This window comes from Bacillus sp. 2175 (genome assembly GCF_057812155.1).
The window spans coordinates 1,677,369-1,699,485 of record NZ_CM173819.1 but is presented as its reverse complement, the minus strand read 5'-3'; the positions used below and the strand labels follow the sequence as shown (position 1 = coordinate 1,699,485).

The window sequence follows — 22,117 nt, the reverse complement described above, 5'->3', positions numbered from 1 at the left end:
AGGGTACTCTCCCTCTGTTTAACTAATCTTCTAAAATAGATTGGATTTCTTTCATGACTCTTTCATTCAATGCAACATCTACCGCTTTCACACTTTCTCTTACCTGCTCTGCCCGCTTTCCACCAGGTATAACAGTATCAATCCCTTCTTTATTTAATAACCATGCTAACGCTAAATGAGACACTTCAATATCATTTTCTTTAGCTAGCCCTTTTAACTTATTCACTTTCTTAAAATTACTCTTATATGTATTTTCTTCAAATAGATTTACATTTTGACGCCAATCGACTTCATTTAATTTAAAATCTTCTGTATATTTTCCGCCTAATATTCCAAAAGCAAGAGGCCCATATGGAATAAATGAAATACCCGCTTCTATACAATACGGCAACAGTTCTTCCTCAGCTGTACGTTCTAACATATTGTATGGAGATTGTACAACATCTATATGACCATGTTGATTCGCCTCTTTTAATTGTTCTATGTTTACGTTCGATATTCCAATTGAACGAATTTTCCCTTCTTCTTTTAAATGAGTAAGCTCTCCGATTGAATCTATGTAACTTGTTTCAGGATTTGTAAAGTGTAAATAATATAAATCAATATATTCAGTCTGTAATCTTCTTAAGCTATTTTCCACAGCATTCCTTAAATAACTTGGTTCATTGTTAATATAAGTTTCTCCATTTAACAACGGTTGAATTCCACCTTTTGTAGCAAGTATAAACTCATGACGTTTTCCCTTTAATACTTCTCCTACTAATTCCTCCGATCTACCGAAACCATATGAATCTGCTGTATCAAAAAATGTAATCCCTTGCTGAATAGCTTCTTCTACTAATCGCTTTCCTTCTTCTTCATTCACATCAGCATATAAATTATGTCCCCCTACTGCATTTGTACCTAAACCCAACTTTGAAATATTTAATCCTGCCTTTTGCAATTTTATATACTTCATTTTTTCTCCCCCTATATTTCTATTGTTCGAATATATTCGAACAATAGAAATATACCACTTTATATGTTATAGTGCAAATATCTTAACTTATACAAGTAGGTGAAATATGCGTACACTCTATCATCCAAATCGAGAAGAAATTCAATTTTCTTCTGTCTTATATGCACTTAGCGATCAAATTCGTTTACAAATTGTAAATATGTTACTAGAGAAAAATGAACAATCTTGTGGTGCTTTAAACATCCCTGTTGCAAAATCAACTTTATCTCACCATTTCAAAGTTTTACGTGAGTCAGGTGTTATGTACACGCGCCTTGAAGGAACACAACGTTTCATTTCAATTCGTGAAGAAGATTTAAATGCTAGATTCCCAGGTTTATTACAAGTTGTATTACATGCGACAGAGCCATATTAAAAAAACATCTCATATTCATATGAGATGTTTTTTTAATATGGCTATTCTTTTAATAAATCTATTAATCCATTCCCTTCAGATGTACGTTCGTACCCTAAAGGTACAGTTCTTTTAATGAGTTGTGCATATATTTCCGGCTCCGATAACTTTCGACCGTATTCTTTCTCACACTGTTTAATGAGCAAGGCGAGCGCTCCAGCAACATGCGGCGTCGCCATGGAAGTTCCACTTAGCACAGCATATTTTCCTTCTGGATACGTAGATAATATTTCATCACCTGGCGCTACTAGATCAATTTCTTGATTTGAATTACTAAAACATGCAATCTTCCGCTCTAAATTAACGGCACCAACTTCAATTACCTCGGAGTACGCACCCGGAAAGTCTAGTTCCTCTGTTTCATCATCGCAATCTCCATTATTTCCAGCAGCACATACAACGAGAACATCCTGCTTTACCGCATTTTGAATTGCTTCATGTAATTCTGGAACATCTTGCGGACCACCAAGTGACATTGAAATAATTCTCACTTTCTCTTGATTCGGCCCTCTCCAATTTACAGCATAATGAATTGCCTCAATAATTTGCTCATAACTTCCAGAACCATCTCCCGCTAAAACTTTTAATACTAACATTTTAGCAAGTGGTGCAACTCCTAATACACCGACACCATTTTCAGTCGCGGCAATCGTTCCCGCAACATGAGTACCATGTCCGTTATTATCAAGATACACATTTGGATCAGCTTCATAATCTTTTGTGAAATTTCTTCCGCCGATAATACGATCTTTTAAATCTATATGATTAGTATCACACCCTGTATCTAATACGGCAACGACTACATCTTGCCCCTTCACACTCTTTTCCCATACTTGCGGAGCGTGAATCAGTTGTACACCTGGTGGAATTTCATTTACTTGTTCTACCACCTTATTTACGGTAAACGGAATCAATTGTATACCTTTTTGTTTATTCACTGTACTACTCATCGTAATCCCTCCTGAAAATGTATTATTTTCATTTCAGACCACTTTTGAATACGTGTAAATGTAACATTCGTTTTATTCTTTTTGTTTTCCTTCTTTTCAAATATTTCTCAACATCATTTACTACCTCTATAATACTTCTTTATTTTCCCTATGATTTGTAGGAAGTAACAACCCGAGTCGTTCAACTAATAACCAAAATAAGAGGACCAATTAATGGTCCTCTTACAGTCTTTTAAAAGAATGATATGTATTTGAAAAATAATATAAATTAAGACTAAACCTCACTCTTGTTTAAAAACTTTTCTATTTCTTTTACTAAATATTCCGCTCCCTCTATGCCAACTGTAATATTTCCATTTGCTAATGTAATATTCTGCCCTGAAACATCACCTGTGATTTGGCAAGCATTGTAAGGTTGATATTTTTGTAAAATGATTTTATCTGCTTCTACAAAAATTTCAAGCGGTGATTTGATTTGTATTCCCAATACATCGCGTAATTCTTTAGGGATAACAATTCGTCCTAATTCGTCTACTTTTCGAATAACTCCTGTTGCTTTCATATTTCTCCCCCCTTACTCTCTATTAATTTTTTCACCTCGCTTTTTCCATTTTATCACTTTTTGACAATACTTGCCTCTTTTTAGAAAATTTTGTACTCGAGTTAAAAAAACACATTTAATGCATACGTAATCTCTCTTTCAATTGTTTTACATAACGGGATCTTATAAGTAAGAAGTATACAACTTGAATAACTATGAAAATACTTAATACAACTGTATTTTCTTTAAACAATGAGTACTCAAACATTTGCCCTAACGCCGTTAAGGCTACTGCTCCATGTAATGTTGCAACACCAATTGGAACGAAGAATAAAAGCGCCAATCGAATTGTAACTACCTTCGATAATTCCCTACTTGTCAATCCAACTTTACGAATCATTTCGAACAAACGAACATCATCCTCCAAATCGGAGAATAAACGGAAGTAAAGGAAACTTCCTGCGCAAACGAAAAATACTATACCAATAAAGAAACCTACAAATAAAATCGGTCCTGCAATTTGTAAACTTTGGTTTTGCTCGTACTCTTCCGCACTAAACGTTGAATATTCTTGATACGGTTTAATTTGATGCGTAAGCTCTTTACCAATTTCAATCTCATCTTTCGTTCTTTCAGTTTTATACATATAATCTTTTGTCTCTATAAACCCATCTTGTAATGAATCATATTGATTATTAGAGATTACATAAACATTTCCTCTTAATATTTTCCCCAATGAAGATGAAGTAACTTTTTTCACTTTTAAATTTTCATTCATATTAGGTAAAGTAATTTCTTTTCTTTCTTTCATCGTTGGCCCTGGTATATTAGCTGACAAAAATACAACTTCTTTATTTGCTACAGTATTAAATGGTTCTCCTGTTAACTTTGCATATTTCTTATAGTCTGATTCTTTTATAAAAATGGCGCTTCTTAACGACTGTTCCTCCGTTTTCTTTGTCGAAATATTAGTTTTTGAAGCTGCTATACTATGTTTCTTTAATCCTTTGTCAATCATTTGTATATGCTGTGATTCGTTACTATTCCCTTGCTTAGAATGGTAATGAAACGAAATCGGTCTCTCCATTATCCCTTTCGTCATGGATGCGAAGCCAACTAATGTCCCTATTGCGGAAAATGCTACAGTAGAAATAATGGTTACAATAAAGAACATTCTTGCGTTATCTCTCATGCGATACGCTAAATCTGATAACGTAATAATATTAGTCTGTGTCCAATAAAAACGTTTACTTTTTTTACATAATCGAATAATAAAGACACTCAGCTGCTTGTACAACAAATACGTCCCAATAATAACTACCGTTGTAACAGGAATCATCATAATAAATACCATTGCTCCATGTGATAGAAGAGCTCCTACATAGCCAGCACTAAGCAATACTACTGCTAATATGGAAGAAATGATTGATGCTTTCGGTTCAGGTTTCGCCTCTGCCGATCCTCTAAACAACTTCATAATCTTATTTTTACGAATCATTCCTGCACTAAACAATGATATGATCATAAATAAAATAAAAAACATAATACTCGTTACAACAATTGCTTTCATCGGTATGTAATAGGATAAGGAGATATCTAGTTTCAATATCATCGGAGCGACAAATAGTAATACCCCTGAAAATAACATACCTGAAAGAATACCAAAAATAATTGCCCCTATTCCAATCATAATATTTTCAAAAAAGATTAGACGCTTTAATTGATATTTCGTCATACCTAACATCATTAAAATCCCTAGTTCACGCTTTCTCGTTTTTAAAAACATTCCCATCGAATATAAAATAAAGAAGAATGTAAATAAGTAAATAATAGACTGTGCAAAAGACATACTTACGAATACGTACTGACCTAATTCTCCTGCACTTAATGCCGGATGAAACGCAAAAAATGAATACACAAAAAAGGCCATAATTGCAAATGCACTACTCAAAAAATAGGCTGAGTATGTCCGTCTATTTCGGGTTACATTCCGATATGCTAGTTCTCTAATGTTCATATTACTTCTCCGCCCTTCTACTATCTATGTTTTTATATTAGTAAAGTGCGGAAATACCTTCCATCGATTCAAATGACAAAAACCTTACATTTTTGAAAGGTTTAAAAAAATTGCTTATACGTAGTACTTTATTTATAATGACTACATTCATATTCATATTCATACACACATCCTATTGTATATTCGTTAATTTTGCGAAATAATAAAGGATAGAAGTATGTACCATTATACATATAAACTTAATTACCGCTTTAATATGAATAGGAGGAAACATAATGACATTACAAGAACAGATTATGAAAGCATTACATGTTCAGCCTGTAATTGATCCAAAAGTTGAAATTCGTAAACGAGTTGATTTCTTAAAGGATTATGTAAAAAAAACAGGTGCAAAAGGATTTGTACTTGGTATTAGCGGCGGACAAGACTCTACATTAGCAGGACGCTTAGCACAACTTGCAGTTGAAGAAATTCGTAACGAAGGTGGTAATGCAACGTTTATCGCCGTGCGTCTTCCTTATAAAGTACAAAAAGATGAAGATGATGCACAATTAGCATTACAATTCATTCAAGCAGATCAATCTGTTGCATTTGATATTGCTTCAACTGTTGATGCTTTTTCAAATCAATATGAAAACTTATTGGGTGAATCATTAACAGATTTCAATAAAGGTAACGTGAAAGCACGTATCCGTATGGTTACTCAATATGCAATTGGTGGACAAAAAGGGCTACTTGTTATCGGAACAGATCACGCTGCAGAAGCTGTAACAGGGTTCTTTACAAAATTCGGAGATGGTGGTGCAGATTTATTACCATTAACGGGATTAACGAAGCGCCAAGGACGTGCATTATTACAAGAGTTAGGTGCAGACGAGCGACTTTACTTAAAAATGCCAACAGCTGATTTATTAGATGAAAAACCAGGTCAAGCTGATGAAACAGAGTTAGGTATTACTTATGATCAATTAGATGATTATTTAGAAGGTAAAGCAGTTCCAGCTGACGTTGCAGAGAAAATTGAAAAACGTTACACAGTGAGTGAGCATAAAAGACAAGTACCAGCGTCAATGTTTGATGATTGGTGGAAATAAATTAAACATAAAAAAGAAGCTAATCTTCATTTAGCTTCTTTTTTATATGTTAACGATATACCCCTACTCTTTTCTCCAATAAATCTTGCAGGCAATCTTCATGTTGTTTACAAAATAACGGTGGCATGTCGTCTAACGGGAAAAACTTCAAATCCAGCGTTTCATCACCATCTACTTTTTTGTCACCTCCAACTATTGAGAATGAAAAGAACATCACAATTGACTGAGCCTTGTCTCCATTTGGATATGATTGAAAATATTTTGTATACACTCCAATAAGCTCATTTATTTCTACATCATACCCGGTTTCTTCTTTGATTTCTCGGATTGCAGTTTCCGCAGCTGATTCTCCTATCTCCATTGCACCACCTGGAAATCCCCAAGCGTTAAAGTCTCCTCTTTTTTGCAGTAATACTTCTCCTTCTTTATTAAATACACAACCACCGGCAAAGTTTAAGAAAACATAATCATGTCCTACTTTTTCACGTAATTCTTTTATATAATTGGCCATTCTCTTTCCCCTTTTCATACCTCTTCTATCGCTATTTCTTATCTTTTTCAAGCAATTCAATGATTCGATCTAGCTTCTGGTTCATATTAATCACGTGGTGTTTCTTTGCAGCACTGCTTTGTAATACTCTTCTAATAAACAAAGTAAATGATATGAAAAACAAAACGATAAGTCCGATTACTAAACAAGTATATATCAATGTAAAAATATTACTTTCGAACAAGTTCATTCCACATTCACATCCTTATCCATTTATTCTATCACACAATTCTTAATATTCAAAAGCAATCAATTAATAAAAAAAGCACCTTTTACAGATGCTTTTTCCCATTGCTTAATACGTAAATGTAATTGTCGCTAATGAATAACCCGCCAATGCACTGTAAGGCGCTACTTGATAAGACACACGCTTTGCACCTTTTGGCCAATTTATTTCATTTAATACTTTCTTTATATCTTGCATCGTTCCATCCATGGACTGCTTATATCGCACTTCTACTTTTTCTGGCTTGGCTGCAAACTGTTGCTGCAACTTTTTCTTAAATTCATTATAATTTTCTGCTCCGTATTCTGCAGATAAGTATTGTAAATTTGTTTCTTTTAACATCTGCTCATATACGACAGTTTTTGAGCTACCAGCTTTTATTTTATTTGTTAATTCACCAAAATAACTTGTAGTTGCCGCTGGATATTTGCTACGATCCCATTCATGATCTTTACTTAACTGTTCGTCAGACATATTAAAATATGAGTAAGTTACACGCCCTGCTTTATCTGGTACTGGATCATCAAATGTAGTATCTAGGTGATACCATTTGTTTTCAATGTTCACTAAATTCCACGCGTGAGCTTGTCCATTTCCTGTGCCTGTTACAATATGATTTTGAATACCTGCCTCTTTTAACAACTCATACGTTAATAATGTATATCCTTGGCAAACGGCAGAACGATTCGCTAATGCTTCATATGCTGTATACGCTTGATAAGACGTATCATAAGACACATGCTTAACAACGTAATCGTGAATAGCTTTTACTTTCTCATGCTCATCCATCCCTAGTTTTACAATTGATCCAACAATTGATTTCGCCTGAGCTTTTACATATTGAGTTTGTTCTTTTGATTCACGGTATTTTACTTGCAGTGTAAACGTATAGTCCCCTGGCATTCCTTTAATAGAATATCTAGTAGACGCTACATTATATTTTACATACTCATCAGCATCTACAATTTTATTAAACTCACCATACAATTGATCCATAATATTTCTAGCATTTCTATCTTTTGTTTTATATGTGATTGTAATATTCTCTTCTCGATTATCAATCTGTTTTTTTAATTCTTTTCTGAAATCATCTAATAACTTTACATCTGATTGTGCTGTCACTGTAGTCGGATTTGTAGCTGCATAAGATACAGATGACGCTTGTAAGCCTCCCATTACTATAGTTGAACAAAGTGCGGCAGCTGTCACATACTTACTTGTCTTTCCCATCTTGTCACTCCTTATATTCTATAACTATACGAAAAAGTATCGTATAGTTTCAGAGTATACAATACTTTTTCGTATAGGTCATATGAGATTATGCATATTAACTAATTCACATAAAAAGGTTGTTCTTTTTAAAAGAACAACCTTTTTTCATTAGCATGTTTGTAATACGCAGCATGTATTTTCAAAACGTTGATTTTTCAAATCTTCATTACTAATACAGAAATATAGCATCCCTAGTTCTCCCCAAACCATATTACAATTTTTATGATCTGAATCAATTTGGAATAAAAGAGTCATTTGCTGCGGGTCTACTCCCATATATTCTCCCGTCTCATATAACACTTCTTCTTGTACAGAGAATGGCTCACCAAACATTTGATGGTTATCGTAGTTATCCGGAATTAGCTCTTCAAGTAATTGCAAGAAACGATCTGAATCAGCCTCATCTTCAATGAAAAGTTCTGGTAATTTGTATGTCAGTTCAAAAGTAATTGCACACTGGTTATATTTCGCTTGTACTTCATTTCCTCTTCGTAATTGCTCTACAGGAACATCATAATAAAGTACACCCCCAGCCTCTGTTAGCTTCACATTTTCTTCAAAATAATTTTCAATGCAAAAGAAATACAGCATCCCCGTCTTAGGAAGATTGTGATCCATACCAACGTTTTGTAAATCACTTAAGTTAAATTGCGCGATAAATTGTAGTGGATTTCCTTTATGCTTTGGATATTCAAATAAAGCTGGTAAATCAGGAACTCCTCCCATTTTCGAACTACCTATCGCAACAGTTTCCTGCTGCTTTGGCACAACTTTTATACAAGGAAATACAGTATTAATAAGTTCCTCTTTCAAGTGTGTTAGTTCATATTTATCAATTAATACTTCAATTTTTTTATTCATAAATTCTCCTTACATTTACATACTTATTTATATCATAGTACAAAGATTATACTTCATTCTTTACAAAATCAACAAGCCTCCAAAAAACGGGCTTATCCTTCGTACGCGAACAAGTTTAAAAAAGCATACTATACATTGTTCCTACAAACACGATAGTTCTTTAGTTCTTCCAGTACATTTTCCCCTCGTTCATTTTTATTTTTAATATAAGGAGGAATTCCACATGGGTTACGGATATAGTTGCGGCGGTTACGGCGGTAGCTGTGGTGGTTGTGGTTACGGAGGTTTCGCTTTATTAATCGTTTTATTCATCCTTCTAATCATCATCGGAGCTAGCTGTTGGGGCGGCTTTGTAGGCTGCTAGTAAACTTAAAAACCATTGTAAAAAAGCACGTACAATACGTGCTTTTTTGCCATTTCCAAATCTTTTATTTGAAAGGAAGTATGTTTAATGAAGATTGATGGTGTTTTTGAAGGAGGCGGTGTGCGCGGTATTGCGCATGTTGGGGCAATTTGCGCGTTAGCCGAAAAAGGTTATGAATGGGAACGTGTAGCTGGAACATCAGCTGGTGCAATTATCGCGGCACTTTTAGCTGCAGGATATTCTTGTTCAGAGCTAAAAACCATTATAACTGATATCGATTATAATAAATTTACGAAGAAAACCTTTATTGACAAAATCCCCTTTATCGGAAAAGGACTAAGTGCATGGACTACTCTAGGTATATACTCTAATGTATTTATAGAAGAATGGATTGAAGAATTACTTCGAAAAAAAGGTGTTCATTTATTTACTGATTTACCGGATCTAAACAAACTCAAAATCATCGCTTCTGATATTAGTAATGGTAAAATGGTTGTCTTTCCTGACGACTTACCAAACTATGGATTTTTAAATTATCGCTTCTCTATCGCTAAAGCGGTAAGAATGAGTAGTACAATCCCCTTCTTCTTTGAACCCGTAAAATGGAGAACTCCAAAATGGAAGCAGCCTTGTTATATGGTTGACGGAGGAATTCTAAGTAATTATCCAATTTGGATCTTCGATTCACCTACCGCTCCTCGCTGGCCGACTTTCGGATTTCATTTTGTAAAAGATGAGATTCAAGCTGACCCTGCTCACTATAACGAGCCTATTTCTATGTTCAAAGGACTATTTAAAACAATGATGCAAGCTCATGATTTACGTCATTTAGATAAGGAATCAAAAGCAAGAACAATTACAATTCCAACAGGAACGATTACAAGTACTAATTTTGAACTGACGAAGGAAGAAAAAGACTGGCTTTACAATTCTGGTTATAACTCTGCTAATAAATTTTTACAAGCTTGGAACTTTAGGCAATATATTGATGAGTATAGAAAAGGAAATCAAGACCGAAAGACAAATCGATTTTTTCGTCAACTTGACTCATAATATTATTACTTTGCGTATAAATACGAGAACGTTTAACAACTTAATAGTAAATAAGCCTAGTAAATTCTTATATTACTAGACTTATTTACTTCCTATATAATCTCATACATTGTTTAAGGATACGTTAAGCCTTCGGCTTCTTCTGCAGTTATAACTATGTAACGATTTCCCGTTCTTAATCCTAACAGTTCTGCTTTTTCAATCGCCTCTTGCTTCGTCTCCGCATAAGCAGCTAAATATTTTCCTCCATTGATCATTTGGCAAATTACATATTGTTTCATTACTTTCTCCTCTTACTTTTTCATTAGTTGTGCAAGTTTTTTTATACCTATTTCAATTTCTTCTAACGTTGCGTATGAATACGATAGGCGCAAAAATTGATTTGCACTTCTATCATATAAAGTACCTGGGTTTAATAAAACCTTTTCTTGCAGAGCTTTATCAAATAAACTGCGATATGAAATGGGTACTTTTATATGTACCCATATATAAAACCCGCCTGTTGGTTCATGCCAAGTTGCTATTTCACGAAGATATTTATCTAACATTAGTAACATAAAATCTCTTCGTTTTTTCAATTCACTTCTTACAAATCGCAAATGCTCATCATATAGACCATTTGTAAACCACTCTGCTGCAATTTGCTGGGATATAGTGCTTGAACCATAATCTGTTTGCATCTTTATGTCTGACAATCTTTGAATTACTGGCTCGGGTCCAACAATCCATCCAATTCTTAAACCTGGACTAATTACTTTGGACATGCTTCCAATATGTAGTACGATTCCATTTTTATCATAGGCCTTTAAAGGTTTCGAACTAGGTGCATCAAACCATAAGTCTTGATACACTGCGTCCTCTATAATAGGTAATCCAATTTCATTACATATTTCCATCACTTCTATTCGTTTCTTCGCATTCATACTAAAGTTCGTTGGATTATGAAAAGACGGGATTGTATATAAAATAGAGGCATTAAATTGCTTCTTATATTTCTTAATATATGATGTATGTAACCCGCTTTCATCCATTGGGATTCCAATTAAACGTACTCCTGCTGATTGAAAAACATTAAGCGAATATAAATAGGATGGTTTCTCTAATAAGATTGATGCCCCTTTCGAAAGAAGCCCCATAGAAATAAGTTGCAGCGCTTGAATTGCTCCTGAAACAATTAATATAGAGTCAGGAGATACATATACGCCATGCTCCTTTAAGTATTCGGAAATCTTTTCCCTTAAATAAAGATTTCCTTTCGGCTCTTCATACCCAAGCGTCACATTTGACTTTAAAAGGTTATTCATAATTTCTTTCATCTTTTTCTCAGGTAAGAGACTCGGCGCGAGCTCACCTGTTCCTAACCGAATTACATGTGGGTAAAATTCAGCTTGATTAATCTCTTGAATAGCTGGGAGATTCGGATAATGAAGTCCTGTTTCTACATAAGACTGCCAATTAGGCGGGGGTGCGTAAGTTGAAACATTCTCATTATTATTTACAACAATTGTTCCTTTCCTGCCATTCCCTTCAATATATCCCTTCGCAACTAGTTCATCGAAAGCCATTACAATTGTGCTTCGATTCACACCAAATGTATGGGCCAAATCTCTTTGTGAAGGTAATTTCGTTCCAACGGTCCATTCTCCATTAACGATCCTTTCTTTTATATACGTTTCTATTTGTTTATACAGCGGCGTCGCTAGAGACATATCCGGTTTCCAAACGAATCTTTCCATCATATCACCTTATATTCTTTTTGGTTGGTAACCTCCCCAACCATATGGATGGATACAAATTTTCATTTCTTCTATACAATATACACTATCATAATGAATTAAAATAGGAGGTAATATGATGAGTGAAGCAATTATTCATGGTATCATTCTTGCATTTGGACTTATCATTCCATTAGGTGTACAAAATGTTTTTGTCTTTAACCAAGGTGCGAGCCAACCAAACATTTGGAGGGCAGCCCCTGTAGTATTAACTGCCTCTATATGTGATACGTTACTCATATTGATTGCAGTGCAAGGTGTCTCCCTTGTACTCCTTACTTTTTCTTGGCTAACTAACTCATTATATATAATTGGATTTTTCTTTCTCCTATACATGGGCTTTGTTATTTGGAGAAGTAGCCCTTCCAACGATGTAACACAAGAAAAAAGTATGCCCTTAAAAAAGCAAATCCTTTTCGCAGCATCAGTTTCGTTATTAAATCCACATGCTATTTTAGACACAATCGGTGTAATTGGAACAAATTCTATTCAATACATAGGAAGTGAAAAATGGGCTTTCACACTTGCAACTATTATCGTTTCTTGGATTTGGTTTATAAGCTTAGCTTTAGCGGGGAAATTTCTAAAAAGACTAGACTCAACCGGAAAGACAATTTTATTATTAAATAAATTTTCTGGTCTCATCATATGGGGTGTCGCACTTTATATGTTAAAACAAGTTATTTATTCTTAATGAACGAAAGAGAATTGCATGTTACTCAAAACATCATGCAATTCTCTTACAAATTATGAAGTAGGTTCCGGTTTCTGTTTTACCGCCTTTGCATCCTTTGCTGGTTTAATCCAAATGATTGCTATGACAGCACCAATGGCAGCGAAAATACTAGTCAAATAAAACACTTCATGGTCCGCCCCTTTCATGAAAAAAGAATATAAAGGTGGTCCAGCTGCTACACCGATAAATCGCATTGAACTGTAAAATGACGTAACTGTTCCCCTTTGCTCCTTTTCAATTCCTTGTGTAATGAGGGCATCTAAACATGGGAGTGCCATACCAATCCCTATCCCCATAATAACGAGACAAAGAAGTAGTAAATAAATCCCTTTTATAAATAAAGGAATGATGACTGATGCAGCTGCCATTAAAAACCCAATATAGATACACTTCTTCATAACATTTTGATTATCTCCAATTTTTTTACCGGCCATATATGAACTAAGTGACAGTACAAGTAACGGGATAGCAAGCACACACCCTTTCCATATACCATGAATGTCATACTTTGATTCCAGTATAGTCGACAAATAAAAGAGAATTCCGAATAAAATAAGCATAATAATTGCACCTAATGCAAAAATGGCAATTAACCATCTTCCTTTTTCTCGAAACGTAGACAGAATAGATTTTATAAACTCTTTAAGTGGTGGTACTTCTCCTTCTTGTTTCTTTGCCTTTACTAGAACAAGTAATAAAACAATTGATACTACGCATAAAATTGGAATCGCCCAAAATGGTAAGAACCATACAACGGCAGCAAGAGCAGACCCTAAAATAGGGCTCAGCACTTTCCCAAATGTATTGGATGTTTCTATGATTCCTAAACCTGTACTAACTTGTTTTTCGTCTTTGTATAAATCACCAACACACGGTATAACAACTGGCATTGCACCAGCAGCACCAATACCTTGAATCGCTCTACCAATCAATATCCAATTGTAGGGATTATCAACTTTCCAAGATACCCAACCAGTTATCGCTCCTCCTATAGCTGCAATCAGCAAACTCGGAACCATTACCATCTTTCGTCCCCATCTATCTGATAAATAACCAGCAATCGGTATAAGTAGAATGGCTACGATAGAGTAAATTGTAATAATCATGGATACTTGAAACGATGAAATATGTAATTTCTTTTCAATAGTCGGCAGAATTGGGATGAGCATTGAATTCCCTAATGTCATAACAAGTGGAACTGATGCAAGCGCAATTAAACAACAGTTTTCTTTTTTTAACATGTTGGCTTCGAAACCTTTCATCATATATTTCTTACCATATAATAGCCCCGCTGGAACGTAACTTTTCATTCCACCAGGGCTATTACATCTTTACTACTTCCCATTCACAACAAAAGAAATTGGGGAAATTATAGTATTATTCCTATTCTTTGAATCCAGTTCACAATATATCCATACCAATTAATTGAAAAAAAAGAAAGGAAGAATCCTTCCTTTCTCCTATAACCTTCTACAATTAGCGAGTATATCCGCCACCAAGTTGTTGTTCTGCCATCGCTACAAGGCGTTTTGTAATTTCACCGCCTACAGAACCGTTTGCACGTGAAGAAGTATCAGCGCCAAGTTGTACACCAAACTCTTGTGCAATTTCATATTTCATTTGATCTAAAGCTGCTTGTGCTCCATGTGATGCTAATTGATTAGAATTACGATTTCTAGCCATTACCAATCACCTCCTTATTTATATATAAATTGTGTTAAATTCAAATTAAAATACATGGAAATTTTTGGTTATTTTTTACCATAAAAAAAGAGCCTCTAAAACGAGACTCTCACATCATTTCACATTACGAAGTTACTACTTCTAATTTTCTATTTATTAATACTTTCATTTCTTCTTTTAATATCTCTTTTGCATTATGTCCAAACCATTCTAAGGAAGCAAAAAGATCCGTACCTCTCACTTCCTGAATAATCTCATCATAATTTACAATACCTTCAAATAACGGAACCATACCAATACGACTTCCTGCTGCAGCATATACATTATTAGGTTCAAACACATGCAAATAATCCGCTGAAGATATATTCTTAAAATGGTAATGTAGTGTCCACGGCTTTAATCGATGGAAACTGTCTATTGGATCTGCGCCAGACTCCCATATATGGAGAAAATCAAGATTTATTTTTAAATTCGGATGATTTACTTCTTCTAATAGTTCTATAGTAGAAGGCAATGTGTCTGTTAGTGTATTGGGATGTGTTTCTAACAGCACATACATATTGTGCTGAGCAAACACATCACAAATCTTACGTATTCGCTTTACATACTCTTTTCTCTCTTGTTCCGAGAAGTCCTTGCTCCCTTTTTGCCCAGCAAACGTGCGAATTTTATTCGTATTAAACCAATTAGCTAGTACTACAAGTTGTTCACTTTTCTCTATCGTTTTTTCAAAATCTGCTGATAATGATATATCTAAGTAATCACTTATCATCGTAATTTCTAAGTTTTTATCCTTTAGAAAAGTCAATTCTCGTTCTGTCGTTTCGCGTTCTTGTATATACAAATTTTGTGCATGAGTCCCCCACAATTCAATTCCTTCAAAACCGTTTTCATATGCAAATTGAACAATATCAGTAAATGAAATTAATTGATGACGAAATGAAATGGTACATAGCGAATATTTCATAGCATTAAACTCCCCTATCTTAAATTCAGTTAGCTTATTAAAAAGTTGCGACAGACTGATTTGTTTTCATACCTTTCCATGATAGAAACTGTCTCTCTAATTCCTTCTTAATTTGCAGTTCAATTGCATTCATTTCATCCAGTTTTTCAATAATCGATACTAGCATACCTTTATTATTCGTCATTGCCATTTTAATTGCACGATACTGTACATTTGTAAATCCTTGTACAATATCCTCTACCCGATCACACCAATAATCAAATTCTTGCTCCGAATATTGCAACGTTTCACGGAAGTATGCAAAGGCATGCTCATAACTATATTTACGAATTGCAAGTACTGGTATTTGTTTTACTGCTGCTACAAGACCAGAAAGCGCATATCCTTCTTCCTCATTTGCCATTTTTACAATTAAATTTTTCAGTTCCATAGTCAGTTCATTGTCGTTCTTTTTGAATGTTTCTGTGAAATAACTAGCTACTGTTTCTTGCGTTGGCTCCCCAATTCCTTCTATATCAATGAAATAACCTCCACCAAATGGGTTATCTTGAATAGAGTGAAGTACTTTTTCTCTTTCCATATTTCCTTCCCAACGAAAATCAGGATCTAGCATGAACCACTCTTCTTCTTTCTCTGTTTTTGATATCATTAAATAATGTGGAAACGGTTTTTGATGAAATTTATTTTCCCTCTCTGGTAATAGAGACATATCAACCATTACAATGACATAACGATTTTCCGGCTTGTTTTCTACTAATTCTAAAAACGTTTCTACATTGCTATCTTTATCTTTTGCATGATCATACCATTCGTTTACTTTAATACCGTACAATTTTTCAAACCAAAGTAAATAATGATCATGGTTAATGTTTTCAGAGTGATATGAAATAATTCCGCCTTCTGTTATATCAAAATCTCCATCCCATAGTCCAAAATAAAATGGACGAAAATCAATGTCGCTACGCCTTTTTATAATTTCACAAAAACAACTCACTAAACAGTGCACTTTTATTGAAGTCATACTCTCATCCACTTTCCTAAAGGTTAGTTATTCACATTTACTTCTTGTAACTCCTCCATAAAATCAAGCAAAGATCCTACAGTAAGAAATGCCTTTGGATCTACCTCATCCTCTGGAACGCATAGCTTTATATCCATTTCTATGTATACAATAAGCTGTAACATCATTACCGAATCTATATATAAATCTTGATTTAAGCGCATCGTTTCTTCTAAATGCGTTACATTTTTCAGTTCCATTTTTTCTATCATAATTTTTAACACGGCATTCTTTAACGCTTCCCGTCTCATGTTGTAACCTCTCCCATCTCTAGTAACTTTCTACTTACTTTTCCAGTTTTATTTTTAGGAATTTCATTTACACTTTCAATTTCATGGGGAACTTTATAAGAAGGTAAGTGCTGAATACACCATTCTCTTATTTGTACTGGATCAACATGAGAGATCACTTTCGCTTTAACTATTTCGCCCATGACAGGATGTTTCCCTCGATATACAATTGCCTCTTGAACACCTTCCAATCGAAGCATCGTTTCTTCTACCTCTATAGGAAAGACTTTTAATCCCGAAACATTAATTACATCGTCCATACGCCCCATAAAATGAATGCCACGCTCAGATTTATACCCTAAATCTTTCGTGAAGATTTCCTTATCATTCATTTTCACGACGATTTCTTCCGGTGCATTTTCATCTGAACCTATGCTTATACTCGCATGAGGTAGAGGGTTTCCTAAATCTAAATGGCTCTTCATATCATGACATATACTAATACAACCTGCTTCAGAACAACCGTATTGCTGCATCATATATGTTGTCATTTCTTTTAGTTTATAAAATAGTGCTTCTGGCAAGGGCGATCCTGATGTCATAATTTTATGAAACTGGAACGTTCCTAATGGAAAACTCCCCATAATGTGTAACATAAGTGGTACTGCATATATAATATGTTTCTCTGTATTGCGAACTATATTTAATGCGAATTTAGGATTTTTATTCGTAATGATTACAGGCTGGCTCCCCCTCTTAATTGCTGATAAAGTACCACATATTAGTCCGTATGAATGTGAAACAGGAGCCATAACGATTGGCACTTCATCTACTTCACAGTTTAAAGCTTCATTATAAGCGGTAATTTCCGTATCAACTTCCGTCCATGCTCTACGAATTAGTTTCGGTTCCCCTGTAGTTCCAGAACTATATTGCAATAAAGAAGGCTCTTCTAGTAAAAAGTTCCCTACTTCTAATTTTGTAAAATCGCCATATTCTCCATATAAAATTCCTACACAATTTGCACGCTTTGCCATTTTAATAGCTGTTTCTTTTGGTGTATCTTCATGTATAAGTAATACTGATGATTTCTTTTCTTTTAAGAAAAACACAATCGTAATAATATCGAATGGATCTTTCAGACAAAGTGCAAATCTATTTCCTTCTGCTTCTTTAAATTGTTCCATTTCCTCATAAACTTGTAATCTCGATTCAAAATCACTTTTGCTATACTCTTGTTTATTAACGATTAGCATAATTTCCCCCTGTAACAGCTGATTTTTGTTTCATAAGTTGTCTTACTCTATACAATGGATTTGGAACTTCATGAACAAGCGATTCCAGATCCATATATAATCGACGTTTCGTTAATTGTTCAGCATAGAATGTAGGTGCATATAATTGAATATTTTCAAATCTACCTTTCAAATGTGGATATATTCTTAAATGATTTTCAATTTCTTCAACAACCATCATCCAAAAATGTTCTTCTTTCAATCCATATTCATCCGCAAGTACGAATGCTAATTCTCCTAAATTAAACAGGAATAGTGCATCTAACACCATCTCTTGCAAACATTCAATGCGATCCATTTCAAAGAAATCATTCATTTTTCCATTCGCATATGTTTTATGCATTTTAGTAAAGTCGGGACATTTGTCAACCGTTTTCAAATATGGACGATAAAACTCAAGCCCTTCATGAAAATCCTTTAACGCAATACGAACAGGCACCCCTTCTTTATGGACTAGAATCATATTTTGTCCATGTGATTCCAGTGCGATGCCATGCTCTACAACAAGATGTATAACTGGTATTATCGCTTTTTGAATAAGTAATTGTAGCCAATCCTTCATTCCATATTTATTCAACCACGCATCAATAATTGGTGTACCATTTTTCTCTTTAGCGTATAAACCATTAAAAGGAATTGCATCTTCTTGTGCATCTAAATACTTATGAATGCTTTCGCGCCAAATACATCCTAATGAACCATATATAGCTTTTTTATTCGTGTCATACGTTACACTGGAAAACTCATTTAACAAGATTAAACGTGCTTCATCCATTAAATAGGCGTCATTACTTACAACATCATTTAACCAATTTGATATTGCTGGTGCACTCACAACAGAGTATGGTTTCAGCGTACGAAGTGTTGAAGTGTTGAGTAAATTCATCGATAATTTAACGTACGGTTTCTTTGGACTCGTAATATTTCTTAATGTTCTCATTGACTGTTGCGCGCAATAATCGTCCTCAGATGTTCCTAAATAAATAATAAATTTCCCCTGTATATGATCCGCATAATTTGAAATGATGAAATTCACCCACTGCCATGGGTGAACAGGTATAAACACGTACTGTTTTGGATTACATCCCTTATTACGAATTCGTTCCATAAACTCTTCTAATTTACGATCGCCAATCTCCTCTTTTAAAAGGTTGTTATACATCACTTCATTCTCATAACCTATAAATGCTAACTTAAATATGTACATTAACGCTTGAATAAATATGTACATTTTCAATTGGATTCTCCATACTGACTCTGAGGTGGTTAGTATGTATATTAAGCTAGATATTCAAACAGAATTTGAGGTTAAAAGTCTTTCAGACTTACCAAATTTTAAAAAACTAATGGGGAACTTAAAAATGAAGATAAATAAAAGTCAATTAGCCAGAGAATTGAATGTGGATCGGCGTACCATAGATAAGTATTTGAATGGTTTTACACCAAAAGGGACAAAAAATAAAACATCGAAAATCGATACATATTATGAAGTGATTGCAGCTCTTTTATCTAGTGATTCTAAACAAATCTTCTACTACAAACGAGTGTTATGGCAGTATCTAACAGACAATCACGGTTTAAAATGTTCACAGTCTGCATTTCGTGCTTATATTAATAGAAAGCCTGAATTTAGAACATATTTTGATGAGGGGAAGCGTATTTTATCAGGTCATTCAGTGGGTGTCCGTTATGAGACACCTCCAGGAGAACAAGCTCAATTAGATTGGAAAGAAAGCATACGATTTGAAACCAAAAGTGGCGAAATCGTATATGTGAATGTAGCTGTACTTTTATTGTCCTACTCGAGATTTAAAGTTTTTCATTTGAATATTTCAAAATCACAAAGTGTTTTAATGTCATTTATGACAGAGGCATTTGAAATGTTTGGTGGTGTACCGAAGGTAATTGTCACGGATAATATGAAGACGGTAATGGATGAAGCTCGAACAGAACACTTTACAGGAACGATTAACAATAAGTTTGCCCAATTCGCTCAAGATTTTGGATTTAAGGTACAACCTTGTATCGCAGGGCGACCAAATACCAAAGGGAAAGTAGAAGCGCCAATGAAACTTCTAGACGAAATTCATGCTTATCAAGGAAGATTCACTTTTGAAGAATTACATGAATTTGTGCAAAAATTATGTGCAAGAATTAATCAAACATTTCATCAAGGGACTGGTAAGATTCCAGTGTTTGCCCTAAAACAGGAAAAGAATCTCCTACAACCACTCCCGAAGAGCGCGATAAGAGATTCCTATATGATTAAGCATAAACTTGTAAAAGTTAATACATCAGGCATGATATCTTACAAATCGAATCAATACTCAGTTCCAGCTGAATATCAAGGTAAAACCGTCGGTTTACAAGTATATGATAATCAAATATATGTTTATCATAACATGAAGTTAATTGTACAACATAAAATCAGCCAATCTAAGCTCAATTATAAAGAAGAACATTATAAAAAAGCATTGGCTAAGTCACTACCTAAATATCCGAACATTGACAATTTGGCGAAACAAAATTTATCAGTAATTGGTGAGGTATATAGAAATGAAGAATAGCTATCAACAATTAACAACAAACCTAGAGTATTTAAAATTAAAACAAATGGCACAACATTTAGGTGACGTAGTCGATTTTAGCATTAATAATGAATTATCCTTCGTAGAGACACTTGTTAAACTGACAAACTATGAGATTGATGTACGAGAACAAAATATGATTCATTCTATGGTGAAAATGGGCGCATTTCCTCATAGAAAGGAGGTTGATGAGTTTGATTTCGAATTCCAGCCGAGTATTAATAAACAACAAATCTTAGATTTTATTTCTCTACGTTTCTTAGAGCAACAAGAAAACATAGTATTTTTAGGACCTAGTGGTGTTGGTAAGACCCATTTGGCCACGTCTATTGGTATAGCAGCAGCTAAAAAGCGAACAAGTACTTATTTTATTAAATGTCATGATTTACTTCAAAATTTAAAACGTGCCAAGATTGAGAATCGCCTAGAATCTCGTTTAAAGCACTATACAAAATACAAATTACTTATTATTGATGAAATTGGGTACTTGCCTATTGATCCGGAGGATGCAAAATTATTCTTTCAATTAATCGATATGCGTTATGAAAAGCGTAGTACCATCCTAACGACCAATATCAACTTCAAGTCTTGGGACGAAGTATTCCAGGACCCTAAACTCGCCAATGCCATACTAGATCGTGTCTTACATCATGCCACGGTGGTCAGTATTGTAGGACAATCCTATCGAATTAAAGATCATTTTAGCAAAGAAAATGATTGATTTTGTACATGCTTAAACAAGCGAAAATGTACATGTTTATCTTGACATTTACACATAACCTACAGTCGCATAATTCTTATGCGCTGCAATCCATATGAGTTTTATTGGCTGCATAAATTCATAACCATATTGAAAATTGTCACGATATTGAAATCCAACACGTGCTTTATAACTAGGATGATATGGATGGCCGTCTATTAAATGGCTTTCGAACTCATCGTAAGATTTTTGAGTATATTCTCTCTTATTATTTCTTTCATATTGTGCAATCGTGTCTTTAAATATTGTTTGTTCTAATTCGTGTATAAAAGAATCTAATTTAGCTTGTTCTACACTAGTAACCCGAAAAACTTCTTCTAGAAATTGCGAGACAGATTGTATTTCTTGCTGTTCATCTTGAACTCTTACTATTAATGAGTCTAACGAAATACGTCCAAATGTCATCCGTTCCCTGCCATAGCATTTGTACGTGACACTTTTGCCTTCTTCATCAAGTCCTTGTATTAGAAAAAGAAGTTGTTCTTCTTTTTCTATGCGAACCGGTGTAATAATCCCCTCATAAATTAACGATTCTACTAATTGACGTAGCACTCTTCTTCGTACTGAAATGTAATCTTCTGATTCGAGCGCCTTCAATACTTTCGTATGATATATGTCCACTCTCATAAAACCCTCCACCTTATGACAAAATACCATTATTTGTATTACGTGAAATTTTAACG

Annotated in this window: 23 protein-coding genes and 2 pseudogenes; 7 read left to right on the top strand and 18 right to left on the bottom strand. The window is 34.3% G+C overall.

The window, feature by feature from the left end:
* Window positions 1-22 precede the first annotated feature (22 nt).
* Window positions 23-958, bottom strand: a complete 936-nt coding sequence (locus tag ACXKY9_RS09105; protein ID WP_000874082.1) for an aldo/keto reductase — start codon at window positions 956-958, stop codon at window positions 23-25.
* A gap of 106 nt (window positions 959-1,064) precedes the next feature.
* Between ACXKY9_RS09105 and ACXKY9_RS09100 the strand changes: the two genes are divergently transcribed.
* Window positions 1,065-1,373 carry an ArsR/SmtB family transcription factor gene (locus tag ACXKY9_RS09100; protein WP_001259906.1) on the top strand — a complete coding sequence of 103 codons (309 nt, stop codon included), beginning with the start codon at window positions 1,065-1,067 and terminating at the stop codon, window positions 1,371-1,373.
* Between the two features lie 41 nt (window positions 1,374-1,414).
* Here ACXKY9_RS09100 and ACXKY9_RS09095 read toward each other — a convergent pair whose 3' ends face one another.
* The 3 genes from ACXKY9_RS09095 to ACXKY9_RS09085 form a co-directional block, all read right to left on the bottom strand.
* A complete protein-coding gene (locus tag ACXKY9_RS09095) occupies window positions 1,415-2,362 on the bottom strand; it encodes a serine protease (RefSeq protein WP_000099756.1) in 948 nt (315 codons plus the stop codon).
* 274 nt (window positions 2,363-2,636) lie between these two features.
* On the bottom strand, window positions 2,637-2,924 hold the full coding sequence (locus ACXKY9_RS09090) for an AbrB/MazE/SpoVT family DNA-binding domain-containing protein (RefSeq protein WP_000648325.1): 288 nt from the start codon (window positions 2,922-2,924) through the stop codon (window positions 2,637-2,639).
* Between the two features lie 115 nt (window positions 2,925-3,039).
* Window positions 3,040-4,920, bottom strand: a complete 1,881-nt coding sequence (locus ACXKY9_RS09085) for an FtsX-like permease family protein (RefSeq protein ID WP_001026002.1) — start codon at window positions 4,918-4,920, stop codon at window positions 3,040-3,042.
* 275 nt (window positions 4,921-5,195) lie between these two features.
* Here ACXKY9_RS09085 and nadE point away from each other — a divergent pair, with 275 nt between their 5' ends.
* Entirely contained in the window at window positions 5,196-6,014 is an 819-nt protein-coding gene (gene nadE / locus ACXKY9_RS09080; RefSeq protein ID WP_000174901.1) for an NAD(+) synthase, read from the top strand.
* Window positions 6,015-6,063: 49 nt separating this feature from the next.
* Here the strand turns inward: nadE and ACXKY9_RS09075 are convergent, their stop codons facing one another.
* The 4 genes from ACXKY9_RS09075 to ACXKY9_RS09060 all read right to left on the bottom strand — a co-directional run bounded on the left by ACXKY9_RS09075 (window position 6,064) and on the right by ACXKY9_RS09060 (window position 8,923).
* A complete protein-coding gene (locus tag ACXKY9_RS09075; RefSeq protein WP_000024999.1) occupies window positions 6,064-6,525 on the bottom strand; it encodes an NUDIX hydrolase in 462 nt (153 codons plus the stop codon).
* Window positions 6,526-6,556: 31 nt separating this feature from the next.
* Complete coding sequence (locus ACXKY9_RS09070) at window positions 6,557-6,754, bottom strand: DUF4083 domain-containing protein (RefSeq protein WP_001048102.1); 198 nt, start codon at window positions 6,752-6,754, stop codon at window positions 6,557-6,559.
* 105 nt (window positions 6,755-6,859) lie between these two features.
* On the bottom strand, window positions 6,860-8,020 hold the full coding sequence (locus ACXKY9_RS09065; RefSeq protein WP_000520856.1) for a transglutaminase domain-containing protein: 1,161 nt from the start codon (window positions 8,018-8,020) through the stop codon (window positions 6,860-6,862).
* A 150-nt stretch (window positions 8,021-8,170) separates the two neighbouring features.
* Window positions 8,171-8,923 carry a YwqG family protein gene (locus ACXKY9_RS09060; protein WP_001034835.1) on the bottom strand — a complete coding sequence of 251 codons (753 nt, stop codon included), beginning with the start codon at window positions 8,921-8,923 and terminating at the stop codon, window positions 8,171-8,173.
* Between the two features lie 223 nt (window positions 8,924-9,146).
* Between ACXKY9_RS09060 and ACXKY9_RS09055 the strand changes: the two genes are divergently transcribed.
* Both ACXKY9_RS09055 and ACXKY9_RS09050 read left to right on the top strand, forming a co-directional pair.
* Window positions 9,147-9,287: a YjcZ family sporulation protein gene (locus ACXKY9_RS09055; RefSeq protein WP_000540423.1), complete on the top strand. Its 141-nt coding sequence runs from the start codon at window positions 9,147-9,149 to the stop codon at window positions 9,285-9,287.
* Between the two features lie 87 nt (window positions 9,288-9,374).
* A complete protein-coding gene (locus ACXKY9_RS09050; protein ID WP_000686789.1) occupies window positions 9,375-10,340 on the top strand; it encodes a patatin-like phospholipase family protein in 966 nt (321 codons plus the stop codon).
* A gap of 113 nt (window positions 10,341-10,453) precedes the next feature.
* Here the strand turns inward: ACXKY9_RS09050 and ACXKY9_RS09045 are convergent, their stop codons facing one another.
* On the bottom strand, window positions 10,454-10,621 hold the full coding sequence (locus ACXKY9_RS09045; RefSeq protein ID WP_000816391.1) for a DUF3933 family protein: 168 nt from the start codon (window positions 10,619-10,621) through the stop codon (window positions 10,454-10,456).
* A 12-nt stretch (window positions 10,622-10,633) separates the two neighbouring features.
* Window positions 10,634-12,076 carry an aminotransferase-like domain-containing protein gene (locus ACXKY9_RS09040; protein WP_000439399.1) on the bottom strand — a complete coding sequence of 481 codons (1,443 nt, stop codon included), beginning with the start codon at window positions 12,074-12,076 and terminating at the stop codon, window positions 10,634-10,636.
* 118 nt (window positions 12,077-12,194) lie between these two features.
* Between ACXKY9_RS09040 and ACXKY9_RS09035 the strand changes: the two genes are divergently transcribed.
* On the top strand, window positions 12,195-12,809 hold the full coding sequence (locus ACXKY9_RS09035; RefSeq protein WP_001287305.1) for a LysE/ArgO family amino acid transporter: 615 nt from the start codon (window positions 12,195-12,197) through the stop codon (window positions 12,807-12,809).
* Between the two features lie 53 nt (window positions 12,810-12,862).
* On the opposite strand, the gene bcbE is transcribed toward ACXKY9_RS09035, so the two are convergent.
* The 7 genes and pseudogenes from bcbE to ACXKY9_RS09000 all read right to left on the bottom strand — a co-directional run.
* Window positions 12,863-14,092: a bacillibactin exporter BcbE gene (bcbE, locus tag ACXKY9_RS09030; RefSeq protein ID WP_033667350.1), complete on the bottom strand. Its 1,230-nt coding sequence runs from the start codon at window positions 14,090-14,092 to the stop codon at window positions 12,863-12,865.
* A gap of 235 nt (window positions 14,093-14,327) precedes the next feature.
* Window positions 14,328-14,534 carry an alpha/beta-type small acid-soluble spore protein gene (locus ACXKY9_RS09025; RefSeq protein ID WP_000113545.1) on the bottom strand — a complete coding sequence of 69 codons (207 nt, stop codon included), beginning with the start codon at window positions 14,532-14,534 and terminating at the stop codon, window positions 14,328-14,330.
* 124 nt (window positions 14,535-14,658) lie between these two features.
* A complete protein-coding gene (locus ACXKY9_RS09020; protein ID WP_000877670.1) occupies window positions 14,659-15,501 on the bottom strand; it encodes a sugar phosphate isomerase/epimerase family protein in 843 nt (280 codons plus the stop codon).
* A gap of 37 nt (window positions 15,502-15,538) precedes the next feature.
* The gene (locus ACXKY9_RS09015) at window positions 15,539-16,522 is read right to left on the bottom strand and encodes a DUF6005 family protein (RefSeq protein ID WP_000200704.1); all 984 of its coding nucleotides are present in this window, start codon (window positions 16,520-16,522) and stop codon (window positions 15,539-15,541) included.
* Window positions 16,523-16,545: 23 nt separating this feature from the next.
* Window positions 16,546-16,812: a petrobactin biosynthesis protein AsbD gene (gene asbD, locus ACXKY9_RS09010; protein ID WP_001250558.1), complete on the bottom strand. Its 267-nt coding sequence runs from the start codon at window positions 16,810-16,812 to the stop codon at window positions 16,546-16,548.
* Window positions 16,809-18,047 carry an AMP-binding protein gene (locus ACXKY9_RS09005; RefSeq protein WP_000909581.1) on the bottom strand — a complete coding sequence of 413 codons (1,239 nt, stop codon included), beginning with the start codon at window positions 18,045-18,047 and terminating at the stop codon, window positions 16,809-16,811. The genes asbD and ACXKY9_RS09005 overlap by 4 nt, the downstream gene beginning before the upstream one ends.
* Window positions 18,034-19,275, bottom strand: a pseudogene (locus ACXKY9_RS09000) (IucA/IucC family protein); the annotation flags it as partial. The pseudogene ACXKY9_RS09000 and the gene ACXKY9_RS09005, both read right to left, overlap by 14 nt.
* Before the next feature lie 82 nt (window positions 19,276-19,357).
* Here ACXKY9_RS09000 and istA point away from each other — a divergent pair.
* Both istA and istB read left to right on the top strand, forming a co-directional pair.
* Entirely contained in the window at window positions 19,358-20,653 is a 1,296-nt protein-coding gene (gene istA / locus ACXKY9_RS08995; protein WP_000275580.1) for an IS21-like element IS232 family transposase, read from the top strand.
* The gene (istB, locus tag ACXKY9_RS08990) at window positions 20,643-21,395 is read left to right on the top strand and encodes an IS21-like element IS232 family helper ATPase IstB (RefSeq protein ID WP_000798699.1); all 753 of its coding nucleotides are present in this window, start codon (window positions 20,643-20,645) and stop codon (window positions 21,393-21,395) included. The genes istA and istB overlap by 11 nt, the downstream gene beginning before the upstream one ends.
* Before the next feature lie 54 nt (window positions 21,396-21,449).
* On the opposite strand, the pseudogene ACXKY9_RS08985 reads toward istB, so the two are convergent.
* Window positions 21,450-22,061: pseudogene (locus ACXKY9_RS08985) on the bottom strand (IucA/IucC family protein); the annotation flags it as partial.
* Between the last annotated feature and the right edge of the window lie 56 nt (window positions 22,062-22,117).